Source organism: Streptomyces sp. Y7, assembly GCF_043195415.1.
In the GTDB taxonomy this organism is placed as follows: Bacteria; Actinomycetota; Actinomycetes; order Streptomycetales; family Streptomycetaceae; genus Streptomyces.
Genome location: NZ_JBIDDQ010000002.1, coordinates 898,274 through 923,776, shown reverse-complemented (window position 1 = coordinate 923,776; position 25,503 = coordinate 898,274). Strand labels below are relative to the sequence as shown.

General features: G+C 72.3%; 26 protein-coding genes and 1 pseudogene. 18 read left to right on the top strand and 9 right to left on the bottom strand.

Going from position 1 to position 25,503, the window contains the following annotated elements:
- The first annotated feature begins 102 nt into the window (after nt 1–102).
- From ACGFW6_RS09790 to ACGFW6_RS09755, 8 genes are all read left to right on the top strand, one after another.
- Nucleotides 103–873, top strand: a complete 771-nt coding sequence (locus tag ACGFW6_RS09790; RefSeq protein ID WP_393506497.1) for a GntR family transcriptional regulator — start codon at nt 103–105, stop codon at nt 871–873.
- Between the two features lie 65 nt (nt 874–938).
- Entirely contained in the window at nt 939–1,166 is a 228-nt protein-coding gene (locus tag ACGFW6_RS09785; protein ID WP_031480193.1) for a ferredoxin family protein, read from the top strand.
- 13 nt (nt 1,167–1,179) lie between these two features.
- Complete coding sequence (locus tag ACGFW6_RS09780) at nt 1,180–2,553, top strand: ABC transporter substrate-binding protein (RefSeq protein ID WP_393506495.1); 1,374 nt, start codon at nt 1,180–1,182, stop codon at nt 2,551–2,553.
- Complete coding sequence (locus ACGFW6_RS09775) at nt 2,550–3,392, top strand: ABC transporter permease (RefSeq protein ID WP_393506493.1); 843 nt, start codon at nt 2,550–2,552, stop codon at nt 3,390–3,392. Before ACGFW6_RS09780 ends, ACGFW6_RS09775 begins: the two co-directional genes overlap by 4 nt.
- Complete coding sequence (locus ACGFW6_RS09770) at nt 3,389–4,183, top strand: ABC transporter ATP-binding protein (protein ID WP_393506491.1); 795 nt, start codon at nt 3,389–3,391, stop codon at nt 4,181–4,183. The genes ACGFW6_RS09775 and ACGFW6_RS09770 overlap by 4 nt, the downstream gene beginning before the upstream one ends.
- Before the next feature lie 258 nt (nt 4,184–4,441).
- A complete protein-coding gene (locus ACGFW6_RS09765) occupies nt 4,442–7,189 on the top strand; it encodes a fumarate reductase/succinate dehydrogenase flavoprotein subunit (RefSeq protein WP_393506489.1) in 2,748 nt (915 codons plus the stop codon).
- A gap of 269 nt (nt 7,190–7,458) precedes the next feature.
- Nucleotides 7,459–8,169 carry a chitinase gene (locus ACGFW6_RS09760; RefSeq protein ID WP_393506487.1) on the top strand — a complete coding sequence of 237 codons (711 nt, stop codon included), beginning with the start codon at nt 7,459–7,461 and terminating at the stop codon, nt 8,167–8,169.
- A gap of 38 nt (nt 8,170–8,207) precedes the next feature.
- Nucleotides 8,208–9,113 (top strand): aldo/keto reductase, encoded by a 906-nt coding sequence (locus ACGFW6_RS09755; protein ID WP_393506485.1) that lies wholly within the window; start codon nt 8,208–8,210, stop codon nt 9,111–9,113.
- Between the two features lie 19 nt (nt 9,114–9,132).
- On the opposite strand, the pseudogene sph reads toward ACGFW6_RS09755, so the two are convergent.
- Nucleotides 9,133–10,078: pseudogene (gene sph, locus ACGFW6_RS09750) on the bottom strand (sphingomyelin phosphodiesterase).
- 158 nt (nt 10,079–10,236) lie between these two features.
- A complete protein-coding gene (locus ACGFW6_RS09745) occupies nt 10,237–10,695 on the bottom strand; it encodes a pyridoxamine 5'-phosphate oxidase family protein (RefSeq protein WP_393506483.1) in 459 nt (152 codons plus the stop codon).
- A 134-nt stretch (nt 10,696–10,829) separates the two neighbouring features.
- On the opposite strand from ACGFW6_RS09745, the gene ACGFW6_RS09740 reads away from it, so the two are divergent.
- Together ACGFW6_RS09740 and ACGFW6_RS09735 are read left to right on the top strand one after the other, a co-directional pair.
- Nucleotides 10,830–11,216 carry a VOC family protein gene (locus ACGFW6_RS09740; RefSeq protein WP_393506481.1) on the top strand — a complete coding sequence of 129 codons (387 nt, stop codon included), beginning with the start codon at nt 10,830–10,832 and terminating at the stop codon, nt 11,214–11,216.
- A 56-nt stretch (nt 11,217–11,272) separates the two neighbouring features.
- The gene (locus ACGFW6_RS09735; protein WP_393506479.1) at nt 11,273–12,343 is read left to right on the top strand and encodes an adenosine deaminase; all 1,071 of its coding nucleotides are present in this window, start codon (nt 11,273–11,275) and stop codon (nt 12,341–12,343) included.
- A 13-nt stretch (nt 12,344–12,356) separates the two neighbouring features.
- On the opposite strand, the gene ACGFW6_RS09730 is transcribed toward ACGFW6_RS09735, so the two are convergent.
- Entirely contained in the window at nt 12,357–12,866 is a 510-nt protein-coding gene (locus ACGFW6_RS09730) for a DinB family protein (protein WP_393506477.1), read from the bottom strand.
- Nucleotides 12,867–12,891: 25 nt separating this feature from the next.
- Nucleotides 12,892–13,779: a LysR substrate-binding domain-containing protein gene (locus ACGFW6_RS09725; protein WP_393506475.1), complete on the bottom strand. Its 888-nt coding sequence runs from the start codon at nt 13,777–13,779 to the stop codon at nt 12,892–12,894.
- 137 nt (nt 13,780–13,916) lie between these two features.
- Here ACGFW6_RS09725 and mgrA point away from each other — a divergent pair, with 137 nt between their 5' ends.
- Nucleotides 13,917–14,909, top strand: a complete 993-nt coding sequence (mgrA, locus tag ACGFW6_RS09720) for an L-glyceraldehyde 3-phosphate reductase (RefSeq protein WP_393506473.1) — start codon at nt 13,917–13,919, stop codon at nt 14,907–14,909.
- A gap of 85 nt (nt 14,910–14,994) precedes the next feature.
- On the opposite strand, the gene ACGFW6_RS09715 is transcribed toward mgrA, so the two are convergent.
- Both ACGFW6_RS09715 and ACGFW6_RS09710 read right to left on the bottom strand, forming a co-directional pair.
- A complete protein-coding gene (locus ACGFW6_RS09715; RefSeq protein ID WP_393506471.1) occupies nt 14,995–15,282 on the bottom strand; it encodes a DUF1905 domain-containing protein in 288 nt (95 codons plus the stop codon).
- 73 nt (nt 15,283–15,355) lie between these two features.
- Complete coding sequence (locus ACGFW6_RS09710; protein ID WP_393506469.1) at nt 15,356–15,739, bottom strand: nuclear transport factor 2 family protein; 384 nt, start codon at nt 15,737–15,739, stop codon at nt 15,356–15,358.
- 347 nt (nt 15,740–16,086) lie between these two features.
- Here ACGFW6_RS09710 and ACGFW6_RS09705 point away from each other — a divergent pair, with 347 nt between their 5' ends.
- The 4 genes from ACGFW6_RS09705 (at nt 16,087) to ACGFW6_RS09690 (ending at nt 20,579) form a co-directional block, all read left to right on the top strand.
- Nucleotides 16,087–16,497: a hypothetical protein gene (locus ACGFW6_RS09705; protein WP_393506467.1), complete on the top strand. Its 411-nt coding sequence runs from the start codon at nt 16,087–16,089 to the stop codon at nt 16,495–16,497.
- A gap of 79 nt (nt 16,498–16,576) precedes the next feature.
- The gene (locus tag ACGFW6_RS09700) at nt 16,577–18,925 is read left to right on the top strand and encodes an FHA domain-containing protein (protein ID WP_393506465.1); all 2,349 of its coding nucleotides are present in this window, start codon (nt 16,577–16,579) and stop codon (nt 18,923–18,925) included.
- A 9-nt stretch (nt 18,926–18,934) separates the two neighbouring features.
- Complete coding sequence (locus ACGFW6_RS09695; protein ID WP_393506989.1) at nt 18,935–19,483, top strand: hypothetical protein; 549 nt, start codon at nt 18,935–18,937, stop codon at nt 19,481–19,483.
- Nucleotides 19,473–20,579 carry a serine/threonine-protein kinase gene (locus tag ACGFW6_RS09690; protein ID WP_393506463.1) on the top strand — a complete coding sequence of 369 codons (1,107 nt, stop codon included), beginning with the start codon at nt 19,473–19,475 and terminating at the stop codon, nt 20,577–20,579. The genes ACGFW6_RS09695 and ACGFW6_RS09690 overlap by 11 nt, the downstream gene beginning before the upstream one ends.
- A gap of 12 nt (nt 20,580–20,591) precedes the next feature.
- Here the strand turns inward: ACGFW6_RS09690 and ACGFW6_RS09685 are convergent, their stop codons facing one another.
- The gene (locus ACGFW6_RS09685) at nt 20,592–21,878 is read right to left on the bottom strand and encodes a streptophobe family protein (protein ID WP_393506461.1); all 1,287 of its coding nucleotides are present in this window, start codon (nt 21,876–21,878) and stop codon (nt 20,592–20,594) included.
- A 97-nt stretch (nt 21,879–21,975) separates the two neighbouring features.
- Between ACGFW6_RS09685 and ACGFW6_RS09680 the strand changes: the two genes are divergently transcribed.
- The 3 genes from ACGFW6_RS09680 (at nt 21,976) to ACGFW6_RS09670 (ending at nt 24,221) form a co-directional block, all read left to right on the top strand.
- Nucleotides 21,976–23,118, top strand: a complete 1,143-nt coding sequence (locus ACGFW6_RS09680; protein ID WP_393506459.1) for a DUF6777 domain-containing protein — start codon at nt 21,976–21,978, stop codon at nt 23,116–23,118.
- Between the two features lie 99 nt (nt 23,119–23,217).
- Complete coding sequence (locus ACGFW6_RS09675) at nt 23,218–23,673, top strand: ATP-binding protein (protein WP_393506457.1); 456 nt, start codon at nt 23,218–23,220, stop codon at nt 23,671–23,673.
- 77 nt (nt 23,674–23,750) lie between these two features.
- Complete coding sequence (locus tag ACGFW6_RS09670; RefSeq protein ID WP_393506455.1) at nt 23,751–24,221, top strand: helix-turn-helix domain-containing protein; 471 nt, start codon at nt 23,751–23,753, stop codon at nt 24,219–24,221.
- A gap of 16 nt (nt 24,222–24,237) precedes the next feature.
- On the opposite strand, the gene ACGFW6_RS09665 is transcribed toward ACGFW6_RS09670, so the two are convergent.
- Entirely contained in the window at nt 24,238–24,840 is a 603-nt protein-coding gene (locus ACGFW6_RS09665) for a ClpP family protease (RefSeq protein ID WP_393506453.1), read from the bottom strand.
- Between the two features lies 1 nt (nt 24,841).
- Nucleotides 24,842–25,480 (bottom strand): ClpP family protease, encoded by a 639-nt coding sequence (locus tag ACGFW6_RS09660; RefSeq protein ID WP_393506451.1) that lies wholly within the window; start codon nt 25,478–25,480, stop codon nt 24,842–24,844.
- Nucleotides 25,481–25,503 lie beyond the last annotated feature (23 nt).

The window sequence follows — 25,503 nt, the reverse complement described above, 5'->3', positions numbered from 1 at the left end:
CACCGCCGAAGAAGCCGCAGGTCAGCGGTCGGGTGAGGGGTACTCAGGTGGCGCAATGATTCAGCAACACCACTGCGCGGGCACCGTCGGTATGGTCACCGCATGCCAGCCGAACGAACCCGCGAGCACACCGCCCCGCTCGCCGCCGCCCGTCGCCGACGGCTGCGTGCGGACCGGGCGCGGCAGCTCGCGGACCTGCTGCGGCACCTGGTCCTGACCGGGGGATTTCCCGGCGGCGCACTGCCCCACGAGGACGTGCTCGCCGCCGACTACCAGGTGTCGCGCAACACCGTCCGGCACGCACTGGACCTGCTGCGCGCCGAACAGCTCGTCGAGCGGCTGCCCGGCGTCGGCACCGTCGTCGTCGCCGAGAAGTACCCGCACGGCCTCGACCGGCTCATGGGACTCGCGGAAACCCTGCGGGAACACGGCCGGGTCACCAACGAGGTACGCACCATGGGCCCCGTCGCCGCACCCGCACCCGTGGCCGAGCGGCTGCGGCTGCCCACCGGTACCGACGTGCTCTACATCGAGCGGCTGCGCCGGCTGAACGGGCTGCCGCTCTCCCTCGACCTCACCTATCTGCCCCTGGACATCGGCGGCGAGCTGCTCGGCGCCGACCTGGAGAACACCGACGTCTTCCGGTTGCTGGAGCAGATCACCGGGCAGCCGCTCGGGCACGCCGAGATCACCCTGGAGGCCGTCAACGCCGACGCGCACTCCGCCACCGTGCTCCAGGCGCCGCGCGGCGCCGCCGTGCTGATGCTGGAACGCCTCACCCACCTGTGCGACGGCAGGCCCGTGGACCTGGAGTTCATCCGGTTCCGCGGGGACCGGATCGCGATGAGCGGACTGCTGCGCCGCACGGTGTGAGGCGCGGTCCGCCGCCCCGCACGCCCTTTACCTCACCCCCTAGCAGGACCTCACTGGAGACAGCCATGCCCTTGGTGCCCCAGCGGGCCGACGTGCCCGTGACCGTCGACGAGTCGAAGTGCATCGACGGCTGCACGCTCTGTGTCGACATGTGTCCGCTGGACTCCCTGGCGATCAACCCCGACAGCGGCAAGGCGTACATGCACGTCGACGAGTGCTGGTACTGCGGCCCCTGCGCCGCCCGCTGCCCCACCGGGGCCGTCACGGTCAACATGCCCTACCTGCTTCGGTGAAAGGCGCACCTCGATGAGATCCCCGGCCCGCAAGAAACGCACGACGCCCGCCGCCCTGCTCGCGACCGCCCTCCTCGGCAGCCTCGTCACCGGCTGCGGCGGCGACGCGTCCGCCGGCGACGCCACCCACGTCACCGTCACCGTCGGCTACCAGTCCAAGACCATCAACACCGTCACCGCCGGCACCCTGCTGCGCTCCCTCGGCTTCTTCGAACGTGAACTCGCCGCCCAGGGCAAGCGCGACGGCATCACCTACAAAGTCGAGTGGCAGGACTACGCCACGGGCGCGCCGATCACCGCCCAGATGACCGCGGGGAAGATCGACATCGGGTCCATGGGCGACTTCCCGCTGCTCATCAACGCCGCCCGCGGCAAGCAGCTGGGCCGCCCCACCCGGCTGGTGTCGGTCACCGGCTACAACCTGCGCGGCGCACTCAACACCGTGGTCACGGCCCCGGAGTCGAAGCTCGCCTCGCTCGAGGACCTGAAGGGCAAGGCCGTTTCCACGAGCGTGGGATCGGCGGCCGACGGGACCCTCGTACGGGCGCTCCAGCAAGCCGGACTGGACCCGGACAAGGACATCCGCAAACTCAACCAGCAGCCGTCGGTGGGTGCTTCGGCCCTCCAGGCGGGCAGCGCCGACGCCCTCTCGCAGTTCGTGGCCTGGCCCGGACTGCTCGCCTTCCAGGGCAGGGCGAAGGCCCTCTACGACGGAGCCGAGCTCAACCTGCCGACCTTCCACGGAGTGACGGTCCGTCAGGACTTCGCCGAGCAGCGGCCGAAGGTGCTCGACGCCTTCCTCAGGGCGCAGATCGACGCCACGCGATACCTCAACGAACACCCCGTGCGGTCCGCCGAGAAGGTCGCCGAGGCCACCGAGCTGCCCGCCGAGGCCGTCTACCTCTACAACGGCAGTGGCGGCATCGCCACCTTCGACCCCGCCGTCAAGCCCCAGCTCGTCGCGGCGCTGAAGAAGGACGTACCGGTGCTGCGCTCGGCGAAGCTCGTCGGTGACGTGGATGTCGACTCCTTCGTGGACGACGGCCCGCTCAAGCGCGTGTACGGCGGCGACTACGCCGAGCAGCTCGCCGCCACCCCGGAGCCCTCGGGCAACGAGGTGTGGCTCGAGGGCGAGGACCGCACCCGGTCCTTCGACTCGCCCGCCGCGCTGCTGAAGTTCGTCGCCGCACACGAGGGCCGGGTGCGTGCCGCGTACGTGCCGGACGCCACGACCGGCACCCGCTGGTACGCCGACCGTGCCGTCTGGGTCCAGGACGGCGAGGAGCTGAGCCCCTTCGTCACCGCTTCCGCCGCACGCGCCCACATCCAGGACCACCCCGGCGCCCGTACCGTCTCCTACGCCACCGCGCTGAAGCGGGCGTCATGACCACACTGACCGCGCCGGCCCGGGAAACGACGAACGAGCCGGCACCGGCACGGCGCACCCGACGGCTGCGGCCCGTCGTACGCGCCCTGTCGCTGCTCGCGGCGCTCGGGCTGTGGCAGCTGCTCACCACGCTCGACGTCCAACTGTGGCTGAGGTTCGACCAGTTCCCGTCCGTCTCCGACGTGGCCGGCGCGTTCGGGCAGCGGCTCGGCGACGGCGCGTACTGGCGGGACGTCGCCGACAGCCTGCGCCGGATCGTCACCGGCTTCCTGCTCGCCGCCGTGCTCGGCGTCGCGGCGGGCGTGGCGATCGGCCGCTCACGCTGGGCCGCCGACCTGATCGGGCCGGTCCTGGAGGTGCTGCGGCCCGTCCCGGCGATCGCGCTGGTCCCCGTGGCGATCCTGCTGTTCCCCAGCAACGAGCAGGGCATCGTCTTCATCACCTGCACCGCCGCGTTCTTCCCGGTGCTGGTCGCCACCCGGCACGCGGTGCGCGCCCTCGCCCCGGTGTGGGAGGAGGCGGTGCTCACCATGGGCGGCGGACGGTGGCGGGTCCTCGCCTCCGTGGTGCTGCCCGGCGCACTGCCGGGGATCTTCGGCGGCCTGTCGGTCGGGATCGGCGTCTCGTGGATCTGTGTGATCTCGGCGGAGATGATCTCCGGCGAGTACGGGATCGGCTACCGCACCTGGCAGGACTACACGGTCATCGACTATCCGGGCGTCTTCACCGGCATCGTCAGCATCGGCCTGCTGGGCTGGCTGACGTCGACCCTGGTGGAGCTGCTGGGCCGCAGGCTGACGCACTGGCTGCCGCGACGTGAGGGGAAGGCCGCGTCATGAGTACGGACACGGACATCGCGACGACCGCGCCGCCGGCCGGACGGCCCGCCCCCGGGGCGCGGCTCGGCCTGACCGGGGCTCGACTCGGGCGGCCGGGCGCCGCCGTACTGCACGACCTGGACCTCGAAGCGGCCCCGGGCGAGATCCTGACCGTCGTCGGCCCGTCCGGGTGCGGCAAGTCGACCCTGCTGCGGACCCTCGCCGGGCTGCTGCCGGCGCTGGCCGGACAGGTCGTCCAGGACGGGCGGCCCGTCACCGGGCCCGGCGCCGACCGGGCGCTGATCTTCCAGGAGGACGCCCTGCTGCCGTGGCGCACCGCCCGCGCCAACGTCGAACTGCCCCTCGCCATCGAAGGACTGGGCCGCGCCGAACGCACCGCCCGGGCACGGGAGTGGCTGGACCGCGTCGGACTCGCCGGCCTGGAGCGGCAGTTGCCGCACCGGCTCTCCGGCGGGCAGCGCCAGCGGGTCCAGCTCGCCCGTGCGCTCGCCGGCCGGCCGCGCGCCGTGCTGATGGACGAACCCTTCGGCGCACTCGACGCCCAGAACCGGGCCGGCATGCAGCAGTTGCTGGTGGAGGCCCTGCGCGGCACCGGCGCCACCGTCGTCTTCGTCACCCATGACGTGGACGAGGCGCTGTTCCTCGGCGACCGGGTGGCCCTGCTCGCCGACGGCGGCCTCACCGGTGTCCGGCAGGTGCCACGCCCCCGCGACCGCGCCGCGCACGACGACCCCGCGACGACGGCCCTGCGCCGCGAGGTTCTCGATTCCCTCGGCGCCAGGGCGCTCTGACGATCGCCCGAGAGCTCGGGTCCTCGGGTCCGCCGGCGGCTGCGGGTCCGTGAGGCCCGTTCGCGCGGTTCCCCGCGCCCCTGGTCGGCGGCCGCGAGGCCCGCTCAGGGGCGCGGGGAAGGAACCGCGCGAACAGCCGCACACGGCCCGCCGGCCGACCCACCGGACCCCGATCCGTCAGGCGGATCAGGCGCCGTCCGCCACGCCCCGGCAGGGCCGCCGCCCCCGCCCTCCCGCAAGCCCGAAAGGCCACCCACCATGACCCCGGCCCCCCTGACGCAGATCCCCGCCCTCGACTCGGCCGAGGAACTGAGCTGCGACGTCCTGGTGATCGGCGGCGGCACCGCCGGCACCATGGCCGCGCTGACCGCCGCCGGGCGCGGCGCCTCCGTGCTGCTGCTGGAGAAGGCCCACGTGCGGCACTCCGGCGCGCTGGCCATGGGGATGGACGGCGTCAACAACGCCGTCATCCCCGGCCGTGCCGAGCCCGACGACTACGTCGCCGAGATCACCCGCGCCAACGACGGCGTCGTCGACCAGTCGACGGTCCGTCAGACGGCCGTGCGGGGCTTCGAGATGGTCCGGCGGCTGGAGTCGTACGGCGTGAAGTTCGAGAAGGACGAGCACGGCGAGTACGCGGTCCGCCAGGTGCACCGATCCGGCTCGTACGTGCTGCCCATGCCCGAGGGCAAGGACGTGAAGAAGGTCCTCTATCGGCAGCTGCGCAGGCGGGAGAACCGTGAGCGGATCCGGATCGAGAACCGGCTGATGCCGGTGCGCGTCCTGACCGCCGGCGGAAGGGCCGTCGGCGCCGCCGCCCTCCACACCCGCACCGGTGCCTTCGTGACCGTGCGCGCCGGCGCCGTGATCCTCGCGACCGGCGCCTGCGGCCGCCTCGGGCTGCCGGCGAGCGGCTATCTGTACGGCACCTACGAGAACCCGACCAACGCGGGCGACGGCTATGCGATGGCCTACCACGCGGGCGCCGAGCTCACCGGCATCGAGTGCTTCCAGATCAACCCGCTGATCAAGGACTACAACGGCCCGGCCTGCGCCTATGTCGCGAACCCCTTCGGTGGCTACCAGGTCAACCGGCACGGGCAGCGGTTCGTCGACTCCGACTACTGGTCCGGGCAGATGATGGCGGAGTTCGCCGCCGAGGTCGCCTCCGACCGCGGCCCGGTCTACCTCAAGCTCAGCCATCTGCCGGAGGAGTCGGTCTCGGCCCTGGAGTCCATCCTGCACTCCACCGAGCGCCCCACCCGCGGCACCTTCCACGCCGGACGCGGCCACGACTACCGCACGCACGACGTGGAGATGCACATCTCCGAGATCGGCCTGTGCGGCGGCCACTCCGCGTCCGGGGTACGGGTCGACGACCACGCCCGGACGACCGTGCCGCGCCTCTACGCGGCCGGCGACCTGGCCTGCGTACCGCACAACTACATGATCGGCGCGTTCGTCTTCGGCGACCTCGCGGGCGAGGACGCCGCGCAGTACACGGCGTACGAGGGCGAGTTGCCGCGTGAGCAGCTGGCCGAGGCCCACGAGCTGATCTACCGGCCGCTGCGCCACCCCGACGGCCCGCCGCAGCCCCAGGTCGAGTACAAACTGCGCCGCTTCGTCAACGACTACGTCGCCCCGCCCAAGAGCGGCGCCCGGCTCTCCCTGGCGCTGGAGCACTTCGAGCGGATGCGGGACGAGATCGCGGGCATGGGGGCGAGCACGGCCCACGAGCTGATGCGCTGCGCCGAGGTGTCGTTCATCCGCGACTGCGCGGAGATGGCGGCCCGCTCCTCCCTCGCCCGCACCGAGTCCCGCTGGGGCCTCTACCACGAGCGCCAGGACCATCCGCTGCGGGACGACACGGACTGGCTGCACCACCTCGACCTGCGCAAGGGCCCGACCGGCGCGATGGAGTTCACGGCCCGCCCCGTCGCCCCCTACCTGGTCCCCGTGACCGAGTTCAGCCCCGCCGGGGGCCCGGCCCGGGACCTGGGCGAGGTGCACCCCCTGCCCACGGCGACGGCGGGAGGAGCGGACGTGCCCCCGGCGGTCTCCGGCGTCACGGTCCCCGGCCCCGGCACGACCCACGGCGCCTCCGAGTCCTCCCGGGAACGCCTCCTCGAACTCGTCGCGCTCACCGAGGAGGAACCCGAACTGCAGGCCCTGGAGCCCTATCTCAAGGACCCGGACCCCGCCGTTCGGCTCGGAGCCGTCGCGGCACTCACCGAGACAGCCCCCGCGGGAGCGGGCCCCGCGCTGGCCGACGCCCTCCTCGACCGGGACGGTGAGGTACGGGCAGCTGCCGCCGCCTCCCTGCGGGAGCTGGCCGAAGTCCTGCCCGCCGAGCCGGAGTTGCGGACGCCGCTGATCTCCGCCCTGGCGGCGGCCGACCCGACGGCACGCGCCGCGGCCCTGGACGTGCTGCGCGCCCTGCGCCTGGGGGACGAGTCCCGCTTCGCCGGGCACCTGGCCGACCCGGACACCGAGGTGCGCCTGGCCGCCGTACGCGCGCTGGTCTCGGTGGACGCGGCCGACTTGCTGGCCCGGGCCTGCGGCGACGCGGAGCGCGAGGTACGGGTCGCCGTCGCGCGCGGATTCGCCGCGCTGGCCCCGCACTTCACGGAGGCCGGGCACGGCACGCCGGCCGCCCTGCACCCGCTGCTCCACGACCCGGACGACCTGGTGCGCGCCGCCGCCCTGGAGACCCTGGGCGTGCTCGGCTGCCCCGAAGCGCTCCTCACCACCGTGACGGCAGCCCTCGGAGACCCGGCCTGGCAGGTCCGCGCGGGTGCCGCGAAGGCCCTGGGCGGGGCGGCGCCGGAGGGCGCAGTGCCCGCGCTCGCCGGGCTGTTGCGGGACACCGACGCCGATGTGCGCAAGGCCGCGGTGCTCGGCCTGCTGCGGCACTCCGGGCGCGACGACGCACGTGCGGCGCTGGCCACCGCGGTCGACGACCCCGACGCCGATGTGCGCGCGTACGCGGGCCGGCCGCTGCGGTGATCCGACGAGGCCGCCACCCGCTCGCCCGGCCCGCCGGGACGGCTCCGCCCGGGCCTCGACTCCCGGCGCGGCCGGGCGGGTTGCTTGGTCTATACCTTTTCTGGTCTACACCCTTGACTGGTACATACCAAAGCGGTTGAGTGTGTCTCCACACCCCCCACCACGGCCGCCCCCACGCCGTGACCGACTCCGTCGGTGCGTGCGCACGAGGTGCCGATCTCCCCGGCCCTCGTCCGGGTGCGGCCGTGCTCCGCGAAGGAGTTGAACCTGTGAAGAGGCGCCGTATCGCCGCACTTGTCTCCTCACTGGCCCTGGGCAGCGCCGCGCTGCTGCTCCAGCCGGCCCCGAGTGCGTCCGCCGCAGGCTTCGTCGTCAGCGAGGCCCAGTTCAACCAGATGTTCCCGAACCGGAATTCGTTCTACACGTACAGCGGCCTGACCGCCGCCCTGAGCGCCTACCCCGGCTTCGCGAACACCGGCAGCGACACCGTGAAGAAGCAGGAGGCGGCCGCCTTCCTCGCCAACGTCAACCACGAGACCGGCGGCCTCGTGCACATCGTCGAGCAGAACACCGCCAACTACCCCCACTACTGCGACCGGAGTCAGCCCTACGGCTGCCCCGCCGGCCAGGACGCCTACTACGGCCGCGGCCCGATCCAGCTGTCGTGGAACTTCAACTACAAGGCCGCCGGTGACGCCCTCGGCATCGACCTGCTGAACAACCCCTGGCGGGTCCAGAACGAGTCGGCCGTCGCCTGGAAGACCGGCCTCTGGTACTGGAACACGCAGTCCGGCCCCGGCACCATGACCCCCCACAACGCCATGGTGAACCAGGCCGGCTTCGGCCAGACCATCCGCTCCATCAACGGCTCCCTGGAGTGCGACGGCAAGAACCCGGCGCAGGTCCAGAGCCGCGTCGACGCCTACAACCGGTTCACCTCGATCCTCGGCGTCTCCCCGGGCGGCAACCTCTACTGCTGACGCGCCCGCGTACCCGGGGCGTGTGCGACACTCCGCCGATGACCTCGGAAACGATCACCGCGGACGCCGCGGGCACCTGGACCCTCGGCGACCTGTCCGTGAGCCGCGTCGGCTTCGGCGCGATGCGGCTCACCGGCAGTGCCGCCTTCCACCACGGGACGCCGAGCGACCGAGAGCGCTCGATCGCCGTCCTGCGCAAGGTGATCGAGCTCGGCGTCGACCACATCGACACGGCGGCCTTCTACTTCTCCGCCACCCGCTCCGCCAACGAACTGATCAACACGGCGCTGGCGCCGTACCCCGACGACCTGGTCATCGCCACCAAGGTGGGCCCCTTCCGCGCCTACGACGGGGAGTGGGGCACCTCGGCCCGCCCCGACCAGCTGCGCGGCCACGTCGAGGAGAACCTGCGCCAGCTCGGCCGCGACCACCTGGACGTCGTCTATCTGCGCCGCATGCACCAGGACTCCATCGCCGAGCACTTCGGCGCCCTGGCCGAGCTGCGCGAGGCGGGCCTGGTCCGGCACCTCGGCATCTCCGGCGTGGAACCACGTCATCTCGCCGAAGCCCAGGCCATCGCGCCCGTGGTGAGCGTGCAGAACCGTTACGCGCTCGACCGTCCCGACCCCGGCGCGGACGAACTGCTGCGCCTGTGCGGCGAGCAGGGCATCGCGTTCGTGCCGTTCTACGCGGTGGCCGGGGACGCGGCGGAGCGGGGCGCGACCGCCGCCCATGACGACGAGGTGCGGGCGGTGGCGCGGGCGCACGGCGCGAGCCCCGCCCAGGTGCGCATCGCCTGGACCCTGCACCGCGGCCCGCACGTCCTCGCCATCCCCGGCACCGGCAACCCGGGCCACCTCGCCGAGAACGTGGCGGCGGGAGCCCTCCGCCTGACCGACGACGAAGCGGCCCGGCTCGACGCGGCGCGCCAGAACGCCGGTTGAGCCGGACCGCCCGGATCACTCAGCCCGTGTACCCGGTCACCGGGTAGTGGTCCGACAGATTCGTGTACGTGTAGTCGGTGCCCCAGCTCGACACCGTCCAGGGCGCGCTCTGCTCCTTGACGACCTCGTTCTTCCAGACGGCGGGACGTGCATGGCCCGCGCGGTACAGGACGTAGTCCAGGTCCTCCCGCGGGTCGTCGGGGTAACGGTCGCGGGCTATGGAGTTCTCCGCAGTGTCGAACGAGTACGGGTGCCCGGTGCGCGCGTCGGCGCCCACCAGCCCGCCGTCGGCGAGCATCGAGGCGTACTCGGGCGTGCGCGAGTCGACGTTCAGGTCACCGGCCAGCAGCACCTGCTCGTTCGCGGGGATGTTCTTGCCGTCCAGGAACGCGTCGATCGTCCTGAACTGCCGGCTGCGCATCGCGGCCGCCTCGCCCGCATCGCAGCCCGGGTCCGTCGACTGGGCGTGCGTGCCGACGACGTGCACCTTGGTGCCGTTGACGTTCAGCACGACGTACGAAGCCCTTGTTGGACCACCAGTCCGCGCCGCACGCGTCCTTGTAGACCCACTGCTCCTTGCGCAGGATCGGCCACTTGCTGAGGACGGTGACCCCGCCGTCCTCCGGCGTGGTCGCCGAGTACGCGCCGCCGGTGGCGTCCCAGCCGGTCTTGGTGCGCCCGACCACCGGGGTCTGGTAGGGGTAGCGGCCGGCGAGGGAGCTCTTCAGCGCGTCCGAGGAGGAGTTGTCGAACGCCTCCTGGAGGACGACGACGTCGTTGCCCTGCACGAACGGCGCCTTGGCGATCTCCGCGGCCCGGTGGTCCTGGCCCCAGTTCGGGTACAGGGTCTTGCTGAACAGGAAGACGTTGTAAGTCAGCACCTTGAGCGGCGGCGTCTGCTCGGCGGCGGACGCGGCGGGCGCCGAGCCCGCGAGGCCGGCGGTGGCGAGCGAGAGCGCTAGCACGGCCGAGCCCTGTGCACGGCGATGTGCGAAGAGCGTCACTGGATCTCCCTGTGAACGAAGGGGGTTGAGTGGCGCCGCACATCAAACCATCAGGGATTACCCTCAGGTAACACTCGTGCAGGCATTGGATGTCGCGGAGAGGTATGCACGGAACTTGTTCAGACAAGCCATATTCCGTTTCGCATGAGATGCCGTTGCGGCAGCTCACGCACCTCGTGCCAGGCCTGCACCGTCTCGGGCCGGACCCGGTAGTAGGCGTACACGGCGGAGTCGCCGCGCGGGTCCCAGCCCGTCTTCGCGTGGAACGCCTCGGCCGCCGCGGCCGGCACGTCCTCGCGCGGGTGGACGTCCACCTCGCCGTCGATGAGGACGACATCGCGCGTGTCCCCGAACGCCAGCCTGGTCCGACGGCCGGTGGCGAGGTTGCGCCCCGTGGGGTTGCCCGGGCGGGTGGCCAGCCAGAGGGCCTCCCCGTCCCAGACGAACCACAGGGCCACCAGGCAGGGCACCCCGTCGCCGTCCGCCGACGCCACCCAGATGTCCGTCTCCCTCTCCAGGCGGTCCAGAACGTCCCGCTTGCGACGCTCGGGGCCGCGCGGCGTATCCATGATCGTCATGTCCGGAACGCTACTCACGGCCCGGCCGTCGCGCCTCGGGCGGCAGCCCTAGGACCACGGTCCCGGTGGTGACTGGCGCCGCGTAGGTTTTACGTATAACCTCTCCCGTCAATCGAACCTCCCGGAAGGCCCCGATGAGACGCATCGCCCTGGTCACCCTCGTCGTCGACGACTACGACGAGGCGATCCGCTTCTACACCGAAGCCCTCGGCTTCCGGCTCGTCGAGGACGCCCCGCGCCCGGACGGCTCCCGCTGGGTCGTCGTCCAGCCCGGCGACCAGGGCACCGGGCTGGTGCTGGCCCGCGCCAAGGGGGACGGGCAGCGCGCCCGGGTCGGTGACCAGACCGGCGGCCGGGTCGGGTTCTTCCTGCACACCGACGACTTCGCCCGCGATCACGCCCGTATGCTCGCCGCCGGTGTGACCTTCCTGGAGGAGCCGCGTCACGAGCCGTACGGTTCGGTCGCCGTCTTCCAGGACCTGTACGGCAACCGCTGGGACCTGCTCCAGCCCGCGGACTGATCCCTCTCCCGCTCCTCCCGCCGCTTCGAACCGCCCCGCTCGAGAAAGACCGCACCATGAACGCTACGCGCGTAGACATCGATGTGATCCGCCGCCTCCCCAAGGCCGTCCTGCACGACCACCTCGACGGCGGCCTGCGCCCCGCCACCGTCGTGGAGCTGGCGGCCGAGGCCGGCCACACGCTGCCCACCACCGACCCGGACGAGCTCGCCGCCTGGTACTTCGAGGCCGCGAACTCCGGCGACCTGGTCCGCTACATCGCCACCTTCGAGCACACCCTCGCCGTGATGCAGACCCGCGAGGGCCTGCTGCGCACCGCCGAGGAGTACGTGCTCGACCTGGCCGCCGACGGGGTCGTGTACGGCGAGGTGCGCTACGCGCCCGAGCTGAACACCAACGGCGGGCTGACCATCCCGGAGGTCGTCGAGACCGTCCAGGAGGGCCTCGCCGCCGGTATGGCGAAGGCCGCCGCCGCGGGCACCCCGGTGCGGGTGGGCACCCTGCTGTGCGGGATGCGGATGTTCGACCGGGTGCGCGAGGCCGCCGACGCGGCCGTCGCCTTCCGGGACGCCGGTGTCGTCGGCTTCGACATCGCCGGTGCCGAGGCCGGCTTCCCCGCGGCCGACCACCGGGAGGCCTTCGAGTACCTGCGCCGGGAGAGCGTGCCGTTCACCATCCACGCCGGTGAGGCCGACGGCCTGTCCAGCATCCACCAGGCCCTGCAGATCTGCGGCGCCCAGCGCATCGGGCACGGCGTCCGCATCACCGACGACATCGTCGACGGCAAGCTCGGCCGTCTCGCGAGCTGGGTGCGCGACCGCCGTATCGCCCTGGAGATGTGCCCGACGTCGAACCTTCAGACCGGCGCCGCCACCTCCATAGCCGAACACCCGATCACCGCGCTGAAGGACCTGGGCTTCCGGGTCACCCTCAACACCGACAACCGTCTGGTGTCGGGGACGACGATGACCCGGGAGATGTCGCTGCTGGTCGACGAGGCCGGCTGGACCGTTCAGGACCTGCGCACGGTCACGCTGAACGCCCTCAAGAGCGCGTTCCTCCCCTTCGACGAGCGCAAGGCCCTCATCGAGGACGTCGTCCTGCCGGGGTACGCGGCCGCGCTCTGACCCGGCTGCCGGGCTACCGGCCGAGCACCAGCCCCCGCGCATAGGCGGCCTGTCCGACGTGCTGGAGATCGTCGGACAGGACGCTGACCAGCCGGACGCCCAGAGTGACCGGCGGGTCCCAGCGTTCGTCCACGACCCGCTCCAGATCCTTGGCGGCCACCTCGCGCAGCCGGCCGAGCGTCCGGTCGTGCACGGCGTCGTAGTAGCCGGTGAGCAGGTCACCGGAGTCGACCCGCACCTTGGCGACCTTCGCCGGGCTGTGGCCGTACCCGGTGTCGTGGCGCGGCAGGTCGAGGCCGAAGGTCTTCTGCCAGTCCTGTGTCAGCCACACCTGGTCGAGCCCGAAGGCGTCGGCGATGTGATCGTCCTGGACCCGGGTCAGATGCCAGATCAGCCAGGCGACGGAGTTGGCGTCGGGGGAGGGGCGGGCGCTGAGCTCGTCCGGGCCCAGGCCCTCGACGGCGGCGTGGACTTCTTCCCGGATGCGGTCGTACCCGTCGATGAGGATGTCCATCGCATGCATGGCTCCACCATCGCGCAAAGGGCCCTCAGGCGCCCTCCGTTTCCAGCAGCGCCATCAGCGCCCGGGCCGCCGGGCTGGTGGCCTGCGCGGGCGGCAGCAGGGCGACCGTCTCGTAGACGGTCTCGCCCGTGCCCTTCACCGGCAGGGCGGTCAGGGACGGCCGCTTGAGCCGGAAGTGGCGCGGCACGACGGCGACGCCGAGGTCCTCGTCCACCAGGTCCAGCAGACTGTGCACGTCGTTGACCTCCAGGGACACGGTCCGCCGTACCCCCGCCGCGGCGAACACCGTGTCGGTGGCGCGCCGCGGTCCCCAGTCCGGGTGGAAGTCGACGAAGACCTCCCCGCCCAGGTCCTCCGGGGTGACCGCGGCCCCGGCCACGGCCAGGCGGTGGCTCGGATGGCACAGGACCGTCATCGGCTCACTGGTCAGCGGTACGACCCGCAGCTGGTCGGTGTCCTCCTGGGCCGTGCGCACCGCGAAGGCCAGGTCGAGACGGCCGGCCGCGACCTCCTCCGCCAGCGCCCCCGAGCCCGCCTGGCGCAGGCAGATCTCCACGTCCGGATGCTCCCGCCGGAAGGCCGCGAGCAGCCCGGCCACATGCACCCCGGCGATGCACTGCTCGGACCCGAGGGCCAGCATCCCGCGCAGCACGCCCTGCACCGCGGCCACCGCCTCGTGGGCGGACCGCACCTGCGCCAGGATCCGCTCGGCCTCGCACAGCAGGGCACGGCCGGCCGGGGTGAGCGTCACCCGGCGGGTCGTGCGCACGAACAGGGGGGTCTGCAACTCCCGCTCCAGTGCGCGGATCGACGCCGACAGGCCGGACTGGGACACCATCAGGCGCTCGGCCGCCCGGGTGAAGTGCTGGTCCTCGGCGACCGCCACGAAGTGCTGGAGATGGCGCAGTTCCATGATTGAGCAGCGTAGCCGCTGAATCCCATCTGATTTACCTGTTGGACCACTGCCCGCAGGTCGCGACAGCATGGACGGCGACTGGAACCCCGGCTCCTCGGAGCCGTCCTCCGTGTGCCAACCCCTCTGGAGTCGCGTTGTACACCGCACACACCGACCGCTACGCGGACATGCCCTACCGGCGCACCGGACGCAGCGGCCTCAAGCTCCCCGCGCTGTCCCTCGGCCTGTGGCACAACTTCGGTCCGGACCGCCCGGTGGAGACCCAGCGGGCCATCCTGCGCCGTGCCTTCGACCTCGGCGTCACGCACTTCGACCTGGCCAACAACTACGGCCCGCCGCCCGGCGCCGCCGAGACGGCGTTCGGCGAGGCCCTGCGGACGGACTTCGCGCCGTACCGGGACGAGATGATCATCTCCACCAAGGCCGGCTACCTGATGTGGCCCGGCCCGTACGGCGAGTGGGGCTCGCGCAAGTACGTGCTGTCCTCGCTCGACCAGAGCCTGAAGCGGATGGGCCTGGACTACGTCGACATCTTCTACTCGCACCGCCCGGACCCGGAGACTCCCCTGGAGGAGACGATGGGCGCCCTGCACTCGGCCGTGCAGCAGGGCAAGGCGCTCTACGTGGGCGTCTCCAACTACTCGCCCGAGCAGACCCGCGAGGCCGCCCGCATCCTGGGCGAGCTGGGCACCCCGCTGCTCATCCACCAGCCCGCGTACTCGATGCTGAACCGCCGCCCGGAGGAGGAGGGCCTCCTCGACGCCCTGGACGAACTCCAGGTCGGCTCGATCGTCTTCTCGCCGCTGGCGCAGGGTCAGCTGACCGCCCGCTACCTCGACGGCATCCCGAAGGACTCACGGGCCGCGAGCGCCAGCCCGTTCCTGAACGCCGACGCGATCACCGACGAGCTGATCGGCAAGCTGCGCGCGCTCGACGAGATCGCCAAGTCGCGTGGCCAGACGCTGGCCCAGCTGGCCCTGGCGTGGGTGCTGCGCGGCGGCCGCGTGACCTCCGCGCTGGTCGGCGCGAGCAGCGCGCAGCAGATCGAGGACAGCGTCGCCGCGACCCGGAACCTGGACTTCGACGCGGAGGAGCTGGCCCGGATCGAGGCGGTGCTGAAGGGCTGAGCGGCACCGCAGCCCTACCGGTCAGCGAGTGAGCGGCGCCGCAGCCGTACCCGTCAACGGGTGAGCGGCGCCGCGGCCGCGCCGATCAGGGGGTGAGCCGTTCGCTCAGCCGGACGGTGACGGAGTCACCCTCCTGCTTCCCGATGGCCTTGCGCACGTCGGCCTTGACGGGAAGCTTGTGGGTGCCGTCCCCGAGGGCCATGAACGCGCTGCGGAACGGATGTCCGTCGATGGTCCCGCCGATCTTGACCAGGCCGCGGGTGCCGAAGAAGTCGACGGACTCCGGCCACACGACATAGGTCCAACCACCCTTGCTCGGGCTCTTGCGCAGGACGGCGGTGAATTCCGCGTCCAGGTGCGTGCTCGTGGTCATGATGTCCTCCGTACCGCGGCGGTCTCTCCTGCCTGCACCTGGACAGACCGCCGCGGCGCGTGGAACTCATCGCTCACGCCTCGGCCGGCACCCGGTCCAGGAAGCCGAGCACCGAGGTGATCCGCCCCTCGGCGTCCAGCGTGAGCACATCGGACCCGGCCACGGGCGCCGATCCGTCGGTCTCGTTCACCAGCTCCCAGGAAAAGCGCGCCGTGTCGTGGTGGCCGTCCACGGAACCGGTGAGCCGGAAGGCGAAGCCGGGGAACCGCTCATGGGTCGCCGTAATCAGCGCGGCCAGTGCCGCGTGACCGCGGACGTCCGCGAGGGGATCGGTGTAGGAGCCTTCCTCGGCCCAGGCGGCCGCGACCGCCTTCGGGAGTTCCCCGGGCTCGACGGCGTTCCACGCCTCGAAATAGCGGGTGACGGCGCTCAGGTGTCGGTCGGTGTGCGCGGGCATGGACGATCAGCCTCCCATGAGGTGGTAGCCGCTGCTCAGGACCCGGATCCGCGCTCGGCGACCCGGTACCGCAACGATGCCCGCCCGCGCCGGAAAGCTCGATTACGCCCGAGGTAATGCGCGCCCGTGATCAAGGGTTGACGTGTACCCGCCGGGTTTCGGCCAACAGGGCCTGTGAATATGCCAGGAGAGTGGCCGGAAATCCGTGGTGACAGTGTTTCAGTAGTGAACATACTCAACTACGTGGGCGCGTCACATGGGGCGACGGAGCCCTCACGCACCGCTCATGAGCCGCATCGAAAGCGAGGTCCGCCGACAGGCGAACACGGCATCACGGGGGAGGCCACGTGCACGACGAGTTCCTTTGCCATGTCACCGCGTACGGCGTGTGCGGCGGTCGGCGTATCGGGGTACCCCTGGGAACCTACCGGGCACCCACCCTGGCGCTCGCCCTGTGGTGGTTACGTGACCGGGCGTCCTGGATCGCCGAGCGATTAGACCCGCGACCGGAGGCCGAGCACTTCCCGCCCAGCTCGCTCGTCCCGGTCGCAGACACCGTTCCCGACGTCCCCGCCGCCCTGCGCGACTGGTGCGCGGACGACAGCGGGCAGGAGCTGGTGGCCGACGAGTTGGCGGCCGGCCGCCTGGTGCGGATCGCCGTGAGCGACGAGACCACCGAGTACGAACTGCTCGCCGAGTCGGTGGACGCGCTGCGCATGCAGCGGACCGTCCCGGCCCTGGTCGTCCCCGTCGCCTGACCCCGTACCGAAGCGAGACCGACCGCCGAACCTCAGGCGCACGCAGGCGCATACAGGGGCGGATCGATAGAATCCTGGCATGGCGGAGCGTTCGTTCGCACCGACCGCGCCCGTGCTCGTCCTGGAGACGGACTCGGGCTCGACCGTGATGACCCCGGGCCGCGACTACCACGTCGGACGCGACCCGCTGAGCGACATCGTGATCGACGACTCCCGCGTCTCCTGGCACCACGCGGTGCTGCGGCCCGAGGCCGACCACTGGACCCTCGCCGACGAGCACAGCACCAACGGCACCTACACCGACGGCCACCGCGTCCAGGAGTGGGACGTCGGCCCCGGCACCGTCATCCGCTTCGGCAACCCCTCCGACGGCCCCCGCGCGACCCTGCTGGACCGCCCCGCCCCGACCCGTGCCGCCGGGCGCCCCTCGGCGGTGTCCATGCCCGCCCGCACCGGCACCTTCCGGCAGCCCACCAACGTCCGCCCGCTGCCCACCCGCACCGTCCGCATCGGCCGTGACCCCGGCAACGACCTCGTCATCGACGACCTGGTCGTCTCCCGCCACCACGCCGAACTGCGTGCCCTGCCGGACCGCACCTACGAGATCGCCGACCTCGGCAGCCACAACGGCACCTACCTCAACGGCAGCCCGGTCACCGGCACCGCCCCCCTCGACCCCGGCGACATCGTCGGCATCGGCCACTCCGCGTTCTGCCTGGTCGGGGACGAGCTCCAGGAATACGTCGACACCGGCGAGATCTCCCTGGAGGTGCAGGACCTCGCGGTCACCGTGGACCGGGGCGCCAGGACCCTGCTCGACCACGTCTCCTTCCCGGTGGGGGAGAAGTGCCTGCTCGCCGTCGTCGGCCCGAGCGGCGCCGGGAAATCGACGCTGCTCAACGCCCTCACCGGCCAGCGCCCCGCCGACCACGGCACCGTGCTCTACGACGGCCGCGACCTCTACCGGGACTACGCCGAGCTGCGCCAGCGCATCGGCCTGGTACCGCAGGACGACATCCTGCACGCCCAACTCACCGTCCGCAGCGCCCTGTCCTACGCCGCCGAGCTGCGCTTCCCGCAGGACACCGCCAAGGCCGAACGCCGGGCCCGGGTCGACGAGGTCATCCACGAACTGGGCCTGGAGCAGCGCGCCGGGCAGCCCGTGCACAGCCTGTCCGGCGGGCAGCGCAAACGCGTCAGCGTCGCCCTGGAACTGCTGACCAAGCCGTCGCTGCTGTTCCTCGACGAGCCGACCTCCGGGCTCGACCCCGGCATGGACCGCTCGGTGATGCACATGCTGCGGGACCTCGCCGACGACGGCCGCACCGTCATCGTCGTCACCCACAGCGTGCTCAGCCTCGACGTCTGCGACCGTCTCCTCGTCCTCGCGCCCGGCGGACGCATCGCCTACTACGGACCGCCCGAGGAGGCCCTGCTCTACTTCGGTTTCGAGAACTGGCCAGAAGCCTTCGAGGCGTTCGAGCACGACCAGGACCGCGACTGGTCGGGCGACTACCGCACCTCGCTCTTCCGCCAGCAGTACATCGCCGACGCCACCGCGCAGCCGCGCCGGCCCCGTACCGACCCGGTCGTCGTCGGCCGCCCGCCCCGGCCGCGCGGGCGCGGCGCCCAGCTCGGCACGCTGATCCGCCGCTACGCCGCCGCACTCGGCGCCGACCGCACCTTCCTCGTCATCATGATCGCCCTGCCCTTCGTGATGGGCGCGATGGCCCGCGCTCTGGCGGGCGGCAGGCTGACGCAGGAGACGGCGATGAACGCGCTGCTGATCCTGTGCGTCGGCGGCGTCCTGACCGGCGCGGCCAACGCGGTCCGCGAACTCGTCAAGGAGCGCGTCATCTACCAGCGCGAGCGCGCGGTCGGCCTGTCCAGATCGGCGTACCTGATGTCCAAGGTGGTGGTCCTCGGGACGATCACCGTGCTCCAGGCCGTCGTACTGACCCTGGTCGCCCTGCTCGGCGTCGATCTCAACGCCCCCCGCGGCGAGGGCGTGTTGATGCCGCCCCTCGTCGAGATCACGGTCGCCGTGGCCCTGCTGGCCTTCACGGCGATGATGCTAGGTCTGGTCGTCTCCGCGCTGGTGCGCAAGGAGGAGGTGACGATGCCGCTGCTGGTGCTGCTCGCCATCGTCCAGGTCGTCTTCTGCGGAGCCCTGCTCAAACTGCACGGTGTCCCCGGCCTGGAGCAGCTTTCGTGGCTGGTGCCCTCGCGATGGGCGCTCGGCGCGATGGCCGGCACCGTCGAACTGTCCCGGATCGTGCCCGGCGAGCTGACGGGTGACCCGCTGTTCGAGCACTCGGCCGGGGTGTGGCTGTTCAACATCGCCATGCTCCTCGTGCTGTCGGTGGTCTTCGGCTTCCTCGTCTCCCGGCTGCTGCGCCGCCGTGAACCCGTCGTGATGCGGAAGTAGGCGCGCGTGATGGCAACCCCCGGCTTCCGGCCCACCCACGTCGTCCCCGGCAGCGGCATGCCCGCCTGGGAGGCGCCCGATCCCGCCCGGCCCACCGTGCCCCTCGACGCGTTCCTGCCCGTCCAGCTCGTCGAACGAAGCGGCGACTGGGGACACATCCTGTGCGCCAACGGCTGGTCGGCCTGGGTCGACGGCCGCTTCCTGGTCGCCGTACCGCAGGACCCGCCGACCGCCGACGACGGCGCTCCGCCGGCCCGCACCGCCGACCCGCGCCCGCTGCTCGCCCGCACCGAGCGGGCGCTCTCCGGGTACCGGTCCGCGGTGGAGGACCTGGCGGCCGGCGGCCTCGACGGCGAGTCGTTCCACGGCCGTACGCGCGGAGTACGGGTCGGGGTCGTCGTGGACGGGGAGTCGGTCTGGCTGTACGACACCGAGCACGGGCGGTGGCTGTACGCGGACGGCACGCGACTGAGCACCTACGCGACGGACGACGCGCCGCGCGCCGAGGCCGAGCCCGGCCCTGCCCCGACCCAGGTCGTGAGGCCCGATGGCCCGTGACACGAGCCTGTTCTCCGGCCGGCCCTCCGAACTGGTCGGCCGGCAGGTCGCCGGCTACCGCATCGAGCGCGAGATCGGCCGCGGCGGCATGGCGGTGGTCTACCGCGCCCGGGACCTGCGCCTGGAGCGCACCGTCGCACTGAAACTCCTCGCCCCCGAACTCGCGCGCAACGACACCTTCCGCCGCCGCTTCACCCATGAGTCGCGGGCCGCCGCCGCGATCGACCACCCGCACATCGTGCCCGTCTTCGAGGCGGGCGAGACCGACGGCGTCCTGTACATCGCCATGCGCTACGTCGCCGGCAGCGACCTGCGGCATCTTCTGGACCGCCAGGGCCCGTTGCCGCCCGGAACGGCCCTGCGCATCGCCGCCCAGGTCGCCTCAGCCCTCGACGCGGCCCACGAGCACGGGCTGGTCCACCGGGACGTCAAACCCGGCAACATCCTGGTCGCGCGCGGCACCGACAGCGACCACCCCGAGCACGTCTACCTCACCGACTTCGGCCTGACGAAGAAGTCGCTGTCGCTGACCGGATTCACCACCGTCGGCCAGTTCGTCGGCACCCTCGACTACGTGGCGCCCGAGCAGATCTCCGGCAAGCCGGTCGACGCGCGCTGCGACGTGTACGGGTTCGCCTGTGTGGTCTACGAGTGCCTGGCCGGGCATCCGCCGTTCCGCCGCGACGACGACATGGCCCTGCTGTGGGCCCACCAGTACGACGAGCCGCCGCCCCTGACCGAGGCCCGCCCGGACCTCGCCGCGGCGGTCGACACCGTGTTCGCCGACGCCCTGGCCAAGAGCCCCGACCAGCGGCAGGACTCCTGCCTCGCCTTCGTCGCCGAACTGCGGGCCGCCGTGGCCGGTGGCGTGGGGGCGGGACACGCGCCGACGGAGGTGGACCTGCGGGTCGCGGGAGTGCGGCCGGAGCCCACGGACGCGGGACCGCCGAACGCGCCCGAGAGCGCGGGACCGTCGAACGTGCCGGAGAACGCGGGACCGTCGAAGGAGTACGCCGCCGCGGGACCGCCGCGGGATTCCGCACGGTACGAGCCGAAGCCGCCACCCCGCTGGGCCGCGCCGGTCTTCCGGCGGTGAACCGCAACCCGTTCAGCCCTCGGTGCCCTCCCCGACCTCGCCCCGATGGCGCAGCGGTCGTGCCAGCAGCCCGCCCAGGAACCCCGTGACCAGCCCCCACAGCAACGCCAGACCGAAGGCGCCCCACACCTCGGGCTTCAGGAACAGCTCACCGGCCAGATCACCGCCGAGATCGCCGATGCCCAGCACCGACAGGCCGTAGTGCGCGGAGATCCGGCCGACGAGACAGATCATCAGCACCGTCAGCGCGAGCGCGACGGCCATGTGCACGCCGTGCTGCCAGGCACGGACCCGGGCCGGCGAACGCCGCGCCATGACGACCGCGGCGGCCAGCAACAGCACCGCGTCCACCACGATCAGCCACCACACCCGCCCGTCCTGCTCGGCGAGCGTGCCGAGGTTGACCTCCGCCACCTCCTTGCCGCGCAGCACCTCGTCCAGCACATGCGGCATGGGCAGCCCGAAGGGCCCGTCCACCCGTCCGTTCCAGGTCGCGCCGAGCCCGATCGTCAGGGCGAACCACACCAGGTTCGGCATCCCGAGCAGGATCACCGCGAACGTCTCGGCCGCGTGTCCGCGCGTCGCCGCGACGACCAGCCCGATGACCACGCCGAGCCCGACGTACACCAGCAGCAGCATCACCATGGCGTACGCGGCCGGCCGCACCGACTCCTGGAAGCGCAGCAGCCGCCCGGGCAGCGGTGCCCCGCGCGAGACCAGCAGGGCCAGCACCAGCATGCCCGCCAGCCACAGCAGGCCGAAGAACACGGTCGCCGGGACGTCGGTGGTGAAGCCCACCTGGGGCGAGATGCCGAACAGGTCCCCGAGGTCGCCGAGCACGTCCTGCCCGAGGTCGCGCAGGGACAGGGTGAAGGTCTGGCGGGCGGCGAAGGACAGTCCCAGCAGGGCGAGCAGCCACAGCACGGCGATCCGGGCGGCCCACCCCGCGAGCTCCCGGGCACCGGCGACCGCCCGGTGCCGGAGCGGCCACAGGAAGCCGGCCGCGAGCACGAGCGCGCCGGTCAGCGTGACGGACAGCGGGATCACGGTCAGCCCGGCATCGGACTCGGCGAGCCCTCCGGCGTTCCCCGAGAGCTCGACGGTGCCGCCGACCGCGGTGACCACGGTCGCCGCGACCACCCGGGGGAACGCGCCGTCGGGGAGGTCCGCCGCCCCGGCCGCCCACAGTCCGAGCGACGCGACCACCCCCATCGCGACCAGCACGGCCAGCACCACGGCGAGGGCCTGCACCCAGCCATGGGCGGCCGCGGCCGGACGGGAGGAGGGAGCGGCACTCACGCTGCCCACGCTAAGCAGCACCCGCGCGCCGCGCCCGCCGGGAGGTCCGTACGCGTCGGCTTGCGAGCGGCGCGGGATCGGAACACAGAATGGCCTTGTGAGCGTCGAACCTCCGTCGTCCGACCGGCCCACGGGACCCCCCTCGGGCCCCCTGTCGGGCCCCTCCCAGCCGCCCTCCGGCCCGCCCTCGCAGCCCCCGTCCGGCGCGGGCGCCCCGGAGCCCGGCGGCTCCGGCCCCCACCGGCCCTGGTGGCGGTCCGCGCCCCGCGTCGCGGCCCTGACCGCCGTGGCCGTGGCCGCCGTGGTGCTCGCCGTCGTCCTCTCCCGCGGTGACGGAGGCGGCGGCAGCACCGGACAGAGCGGCGAGGTCTTCCTCCAGGCGGCGGACAAGCGGGGCCCCGACCCCTTCACCGAGTCCACCGCCAACGACAGCTCCGCCCCGCCCGCCACCCCGTCCCCGCCCACCGAGTCGGCGCAGTCGAACGAGCTGCGCGGCGTCGACGGCGGCGCCCCGGGTCTGTACGGCGGCACCCGCGACGTCGCCGCCTGCGACGTGGAGAAGCAGATCGGCCACCTCCGCGCGGCCCCGGACAAGAACCGGGCCTTCGCCTCGGTCGCCCGCGTCGACTCCGGCGACGTGCCCGCCTACCTGCGCTCGCTGACCCCCGTCCAGCTCCGCCTGGACACCCGCGTCACCAACCACGGATACGTCGACGGAGCCGCCACCAGCTATCAGGCCGTCCTCCAGGCGGGCACCGCGGTCCTGGTCGACGACCGCGGGGAGCCCCGGGTGCGCTGCGCCTGCGGCAACCCGCTGACCCGGCCCGTCCCCCAGCAGGGCACGCTCGAGCGGACCGGCGACTCCTGGCCGTCCTACCGCTCCTCGAACGTGGTGGTGGTCACCCCCGCACGGACGATCGTCGACGTGTTCGTCATCTACGACGCCGCCGCGGACGAGTGGATCGCCCGCCACCGGGGCGACGACGGCGACAAGGACAGGAAGACCCACCGCCCGGCGAAGCCCACCCCGTCGGTGAGCATGCCGGCCTCACCGAGCTCCCCGACCGCTCCGCGGACGTCCGAACCCGGAACGGCGACCACGGAGCCCACCACGAGCGAACCCCAGACGTCCGAGCCCGACACGCCCGACACCTCCGCCCCGCCGCCCCCGGACCAGGACACGACGACCACGTCGCAGTCGGCGCCGACCGAGGCCGCACCCCCATCCCCGGCGCTGTGACGTACGGCGCCACCTGCACGGTGACTGCGCCGCCGCGCTCTGGGTAACAGGACAGATGCAGCAGCATCCGGCCAGTGCCGGCTTCCGAGAGAGAAACGCATGATCGAGCACGCGGACGGGGCAGTGATTCCTACTGGTTTCGACGTGCCCGTGGAACCACTGAGGCGGGTAGCGCACTACAGCGGTGAACCGGGATGCATCGCCGAGGCGCGGTCCTTCGCCGCGCGGTTCCTGGGCAGGCTCAGGACCGAGTGGTGCGCCGTGATCGGCGCGCCCGACGAGGACAAGGTGCTTCTGGTGGTCAGTGAGCTGGTCACCAACGCCGACCGGCACAGCAACGGCCCGTACATCCTGGATCTGGAGGGCACGGACGACGCGGTGTCGGTCTGCGTGTACGACAGCAGCTCCGCCCTGCCCCGCCGTTACCCCAAGGACCCGGAGCGGGTCGGCCGGCACGGCCTGGAGATAGTGCACGCGCTCGCGGCCGAGGTAGCCGTCGAGCGCGTGCCGGTCGGCAAGCGGGTGCGCGCGGTGCTGCACCTGGCCGACGAGTGAGGGACAGCAGTCCCGATTTCCCCCAGGGCGGAACGCCGATCCCTTCCCCTGACGCCCGGCGTTCCTAGGCTGGGAAGGTGAGCGAACAAGCGCCGAACGAAGCCCGCGTCATTCCCCTGCGCCCGCAGGCCGCCCGCCCGCCGGCCACGCGCCCGGGACCGACCCGCCCCGCGTCCCCACGCCCTGCCACCGCCCCCGCAGCCGCACCGCCGACCGCTGCGCCCCGGGCGCCCGCGCCCCGGGAACCCCTCTGGCGCGACCTCGTCGGCGACGTCCTGCGCCGGGAACGCCTCGCGCAGGAGCGGACGCTGAAGGACGTGGCCGACGCCGCCCGGATCTCCATGCCGTACCTCTCGGAGGTGGAGCGCGGCCGCAAGGAGGCCTCCTCGGAGGTCCTCGCGGCCGCGGCCCACGCCCTCGGCCTCGGACTCGGCGACCTGCTCTCACTGGCACAGGGCGAACTCGTCCGGGTCACCGCCCGCCGGGTGCCGGGTGGCAGCCGCGGCAGGGCGACTCAGTCGTACGACGGACTGTGCCTCGCGGCCTGACGGACGCGCCGGCGCCTCAGACCCGCACGAGGCGCCGGCTCACCACCTCGTCGGCCAGGCCGTACGCGACGGCCTCCGGCGCGGTGAACACCTTGTCGCGGTCCATGTCCGCGCGCAGGGTCGCGATGTCGTGATCGGTGTGCCGGGCCAGCACCTCCTCGACCTGCGAACGGATCCGGGCCATCTCCTGGGCCTGGAGGGCGAGATCGGAGATGCTGCCCCGGCTGCCGCCCGAGGCGGGCTGACCGAGCAGCACCCGCGCGTGCTCCAGCACGAACCGTCGCCCCGGATCGCCCCCGGCCAGCAGAACGGCGGCCGTCGAGGCCGCCTGCCCCACACAGAACGTCGAGATCGGCGCCTGCACGTACGTCATGGTGTCGTAGATCGCCATGAGTGAAGTGAACGAGCCGCCGGGGGAGTTGATGTAGATCGCGATCTCGTTCTCCGGAGCCGCCGACTCCAGATGGAGGAGCTGGGCGATGACTACGTTGGCGACGCCGTCGTCGATCTCGGTGCCGAGGAAGATGATCCGCTCCGACAGCAGCCGGCTGAACACATCGGAGGAACGCTCGCCGTGCGCGGTCCGCTCGACGACGTACGGAATCGTGTAGTTCCCCATGTCACAGCCCCATCCGTCGCTTCGAGGCGGCCGGGCGGACGTCTGCGAGGGACTGGACGACCTGGTCCACCATGCCGTACTCCCTGGCCTCCTCGGCCGTGAACCAGCGGTCGCGGTCACCGTCCCGCGAGATGGTCTCCGGGGCCTGCCCGGTGTTCTCGGCGAGGAGCCGCTCCATGGTCCGCTTGCTGTGCTCCAGGTTCTCCGCCTGGATCTCGATGTCGGCGGCGGTGCCACCGATGCCCGCGGACCCCTGGTGCATCATGATCCGCGCGTTCGGCAGGGCGTACCGCTTGCCGGGCGTGCCGCCGCAGAGCAGGAACTGGCCCATGCTGGCCGCGAACCCCATGGCGAGCGTCGAGACGTCGTTCGGGATGAGCCGCATCGTGTCGTAGATCGCGAGACCCGCGTACACGGACCCGCCCGGGCTGTTGATGTACAGGCTGATGTCGGTGCGCGGGTCCTCCGCCGACAGCAGGAGCAGCTGGGCGCAGATCCGGTTCGCGGACGCCTCGGTGACCTCGGTCCCGAGGAACACGATCCGCTGGCCCAGCAGTTGGGCGGCGAGATGGTCGTCGAACCGCGTCGGTGGGGCGTCGCCCTCCTCGGCACGGGGCTGAAGCGTCGACAGTGGAGTCATCGGGTCTCCTCGTGGTGATGGAT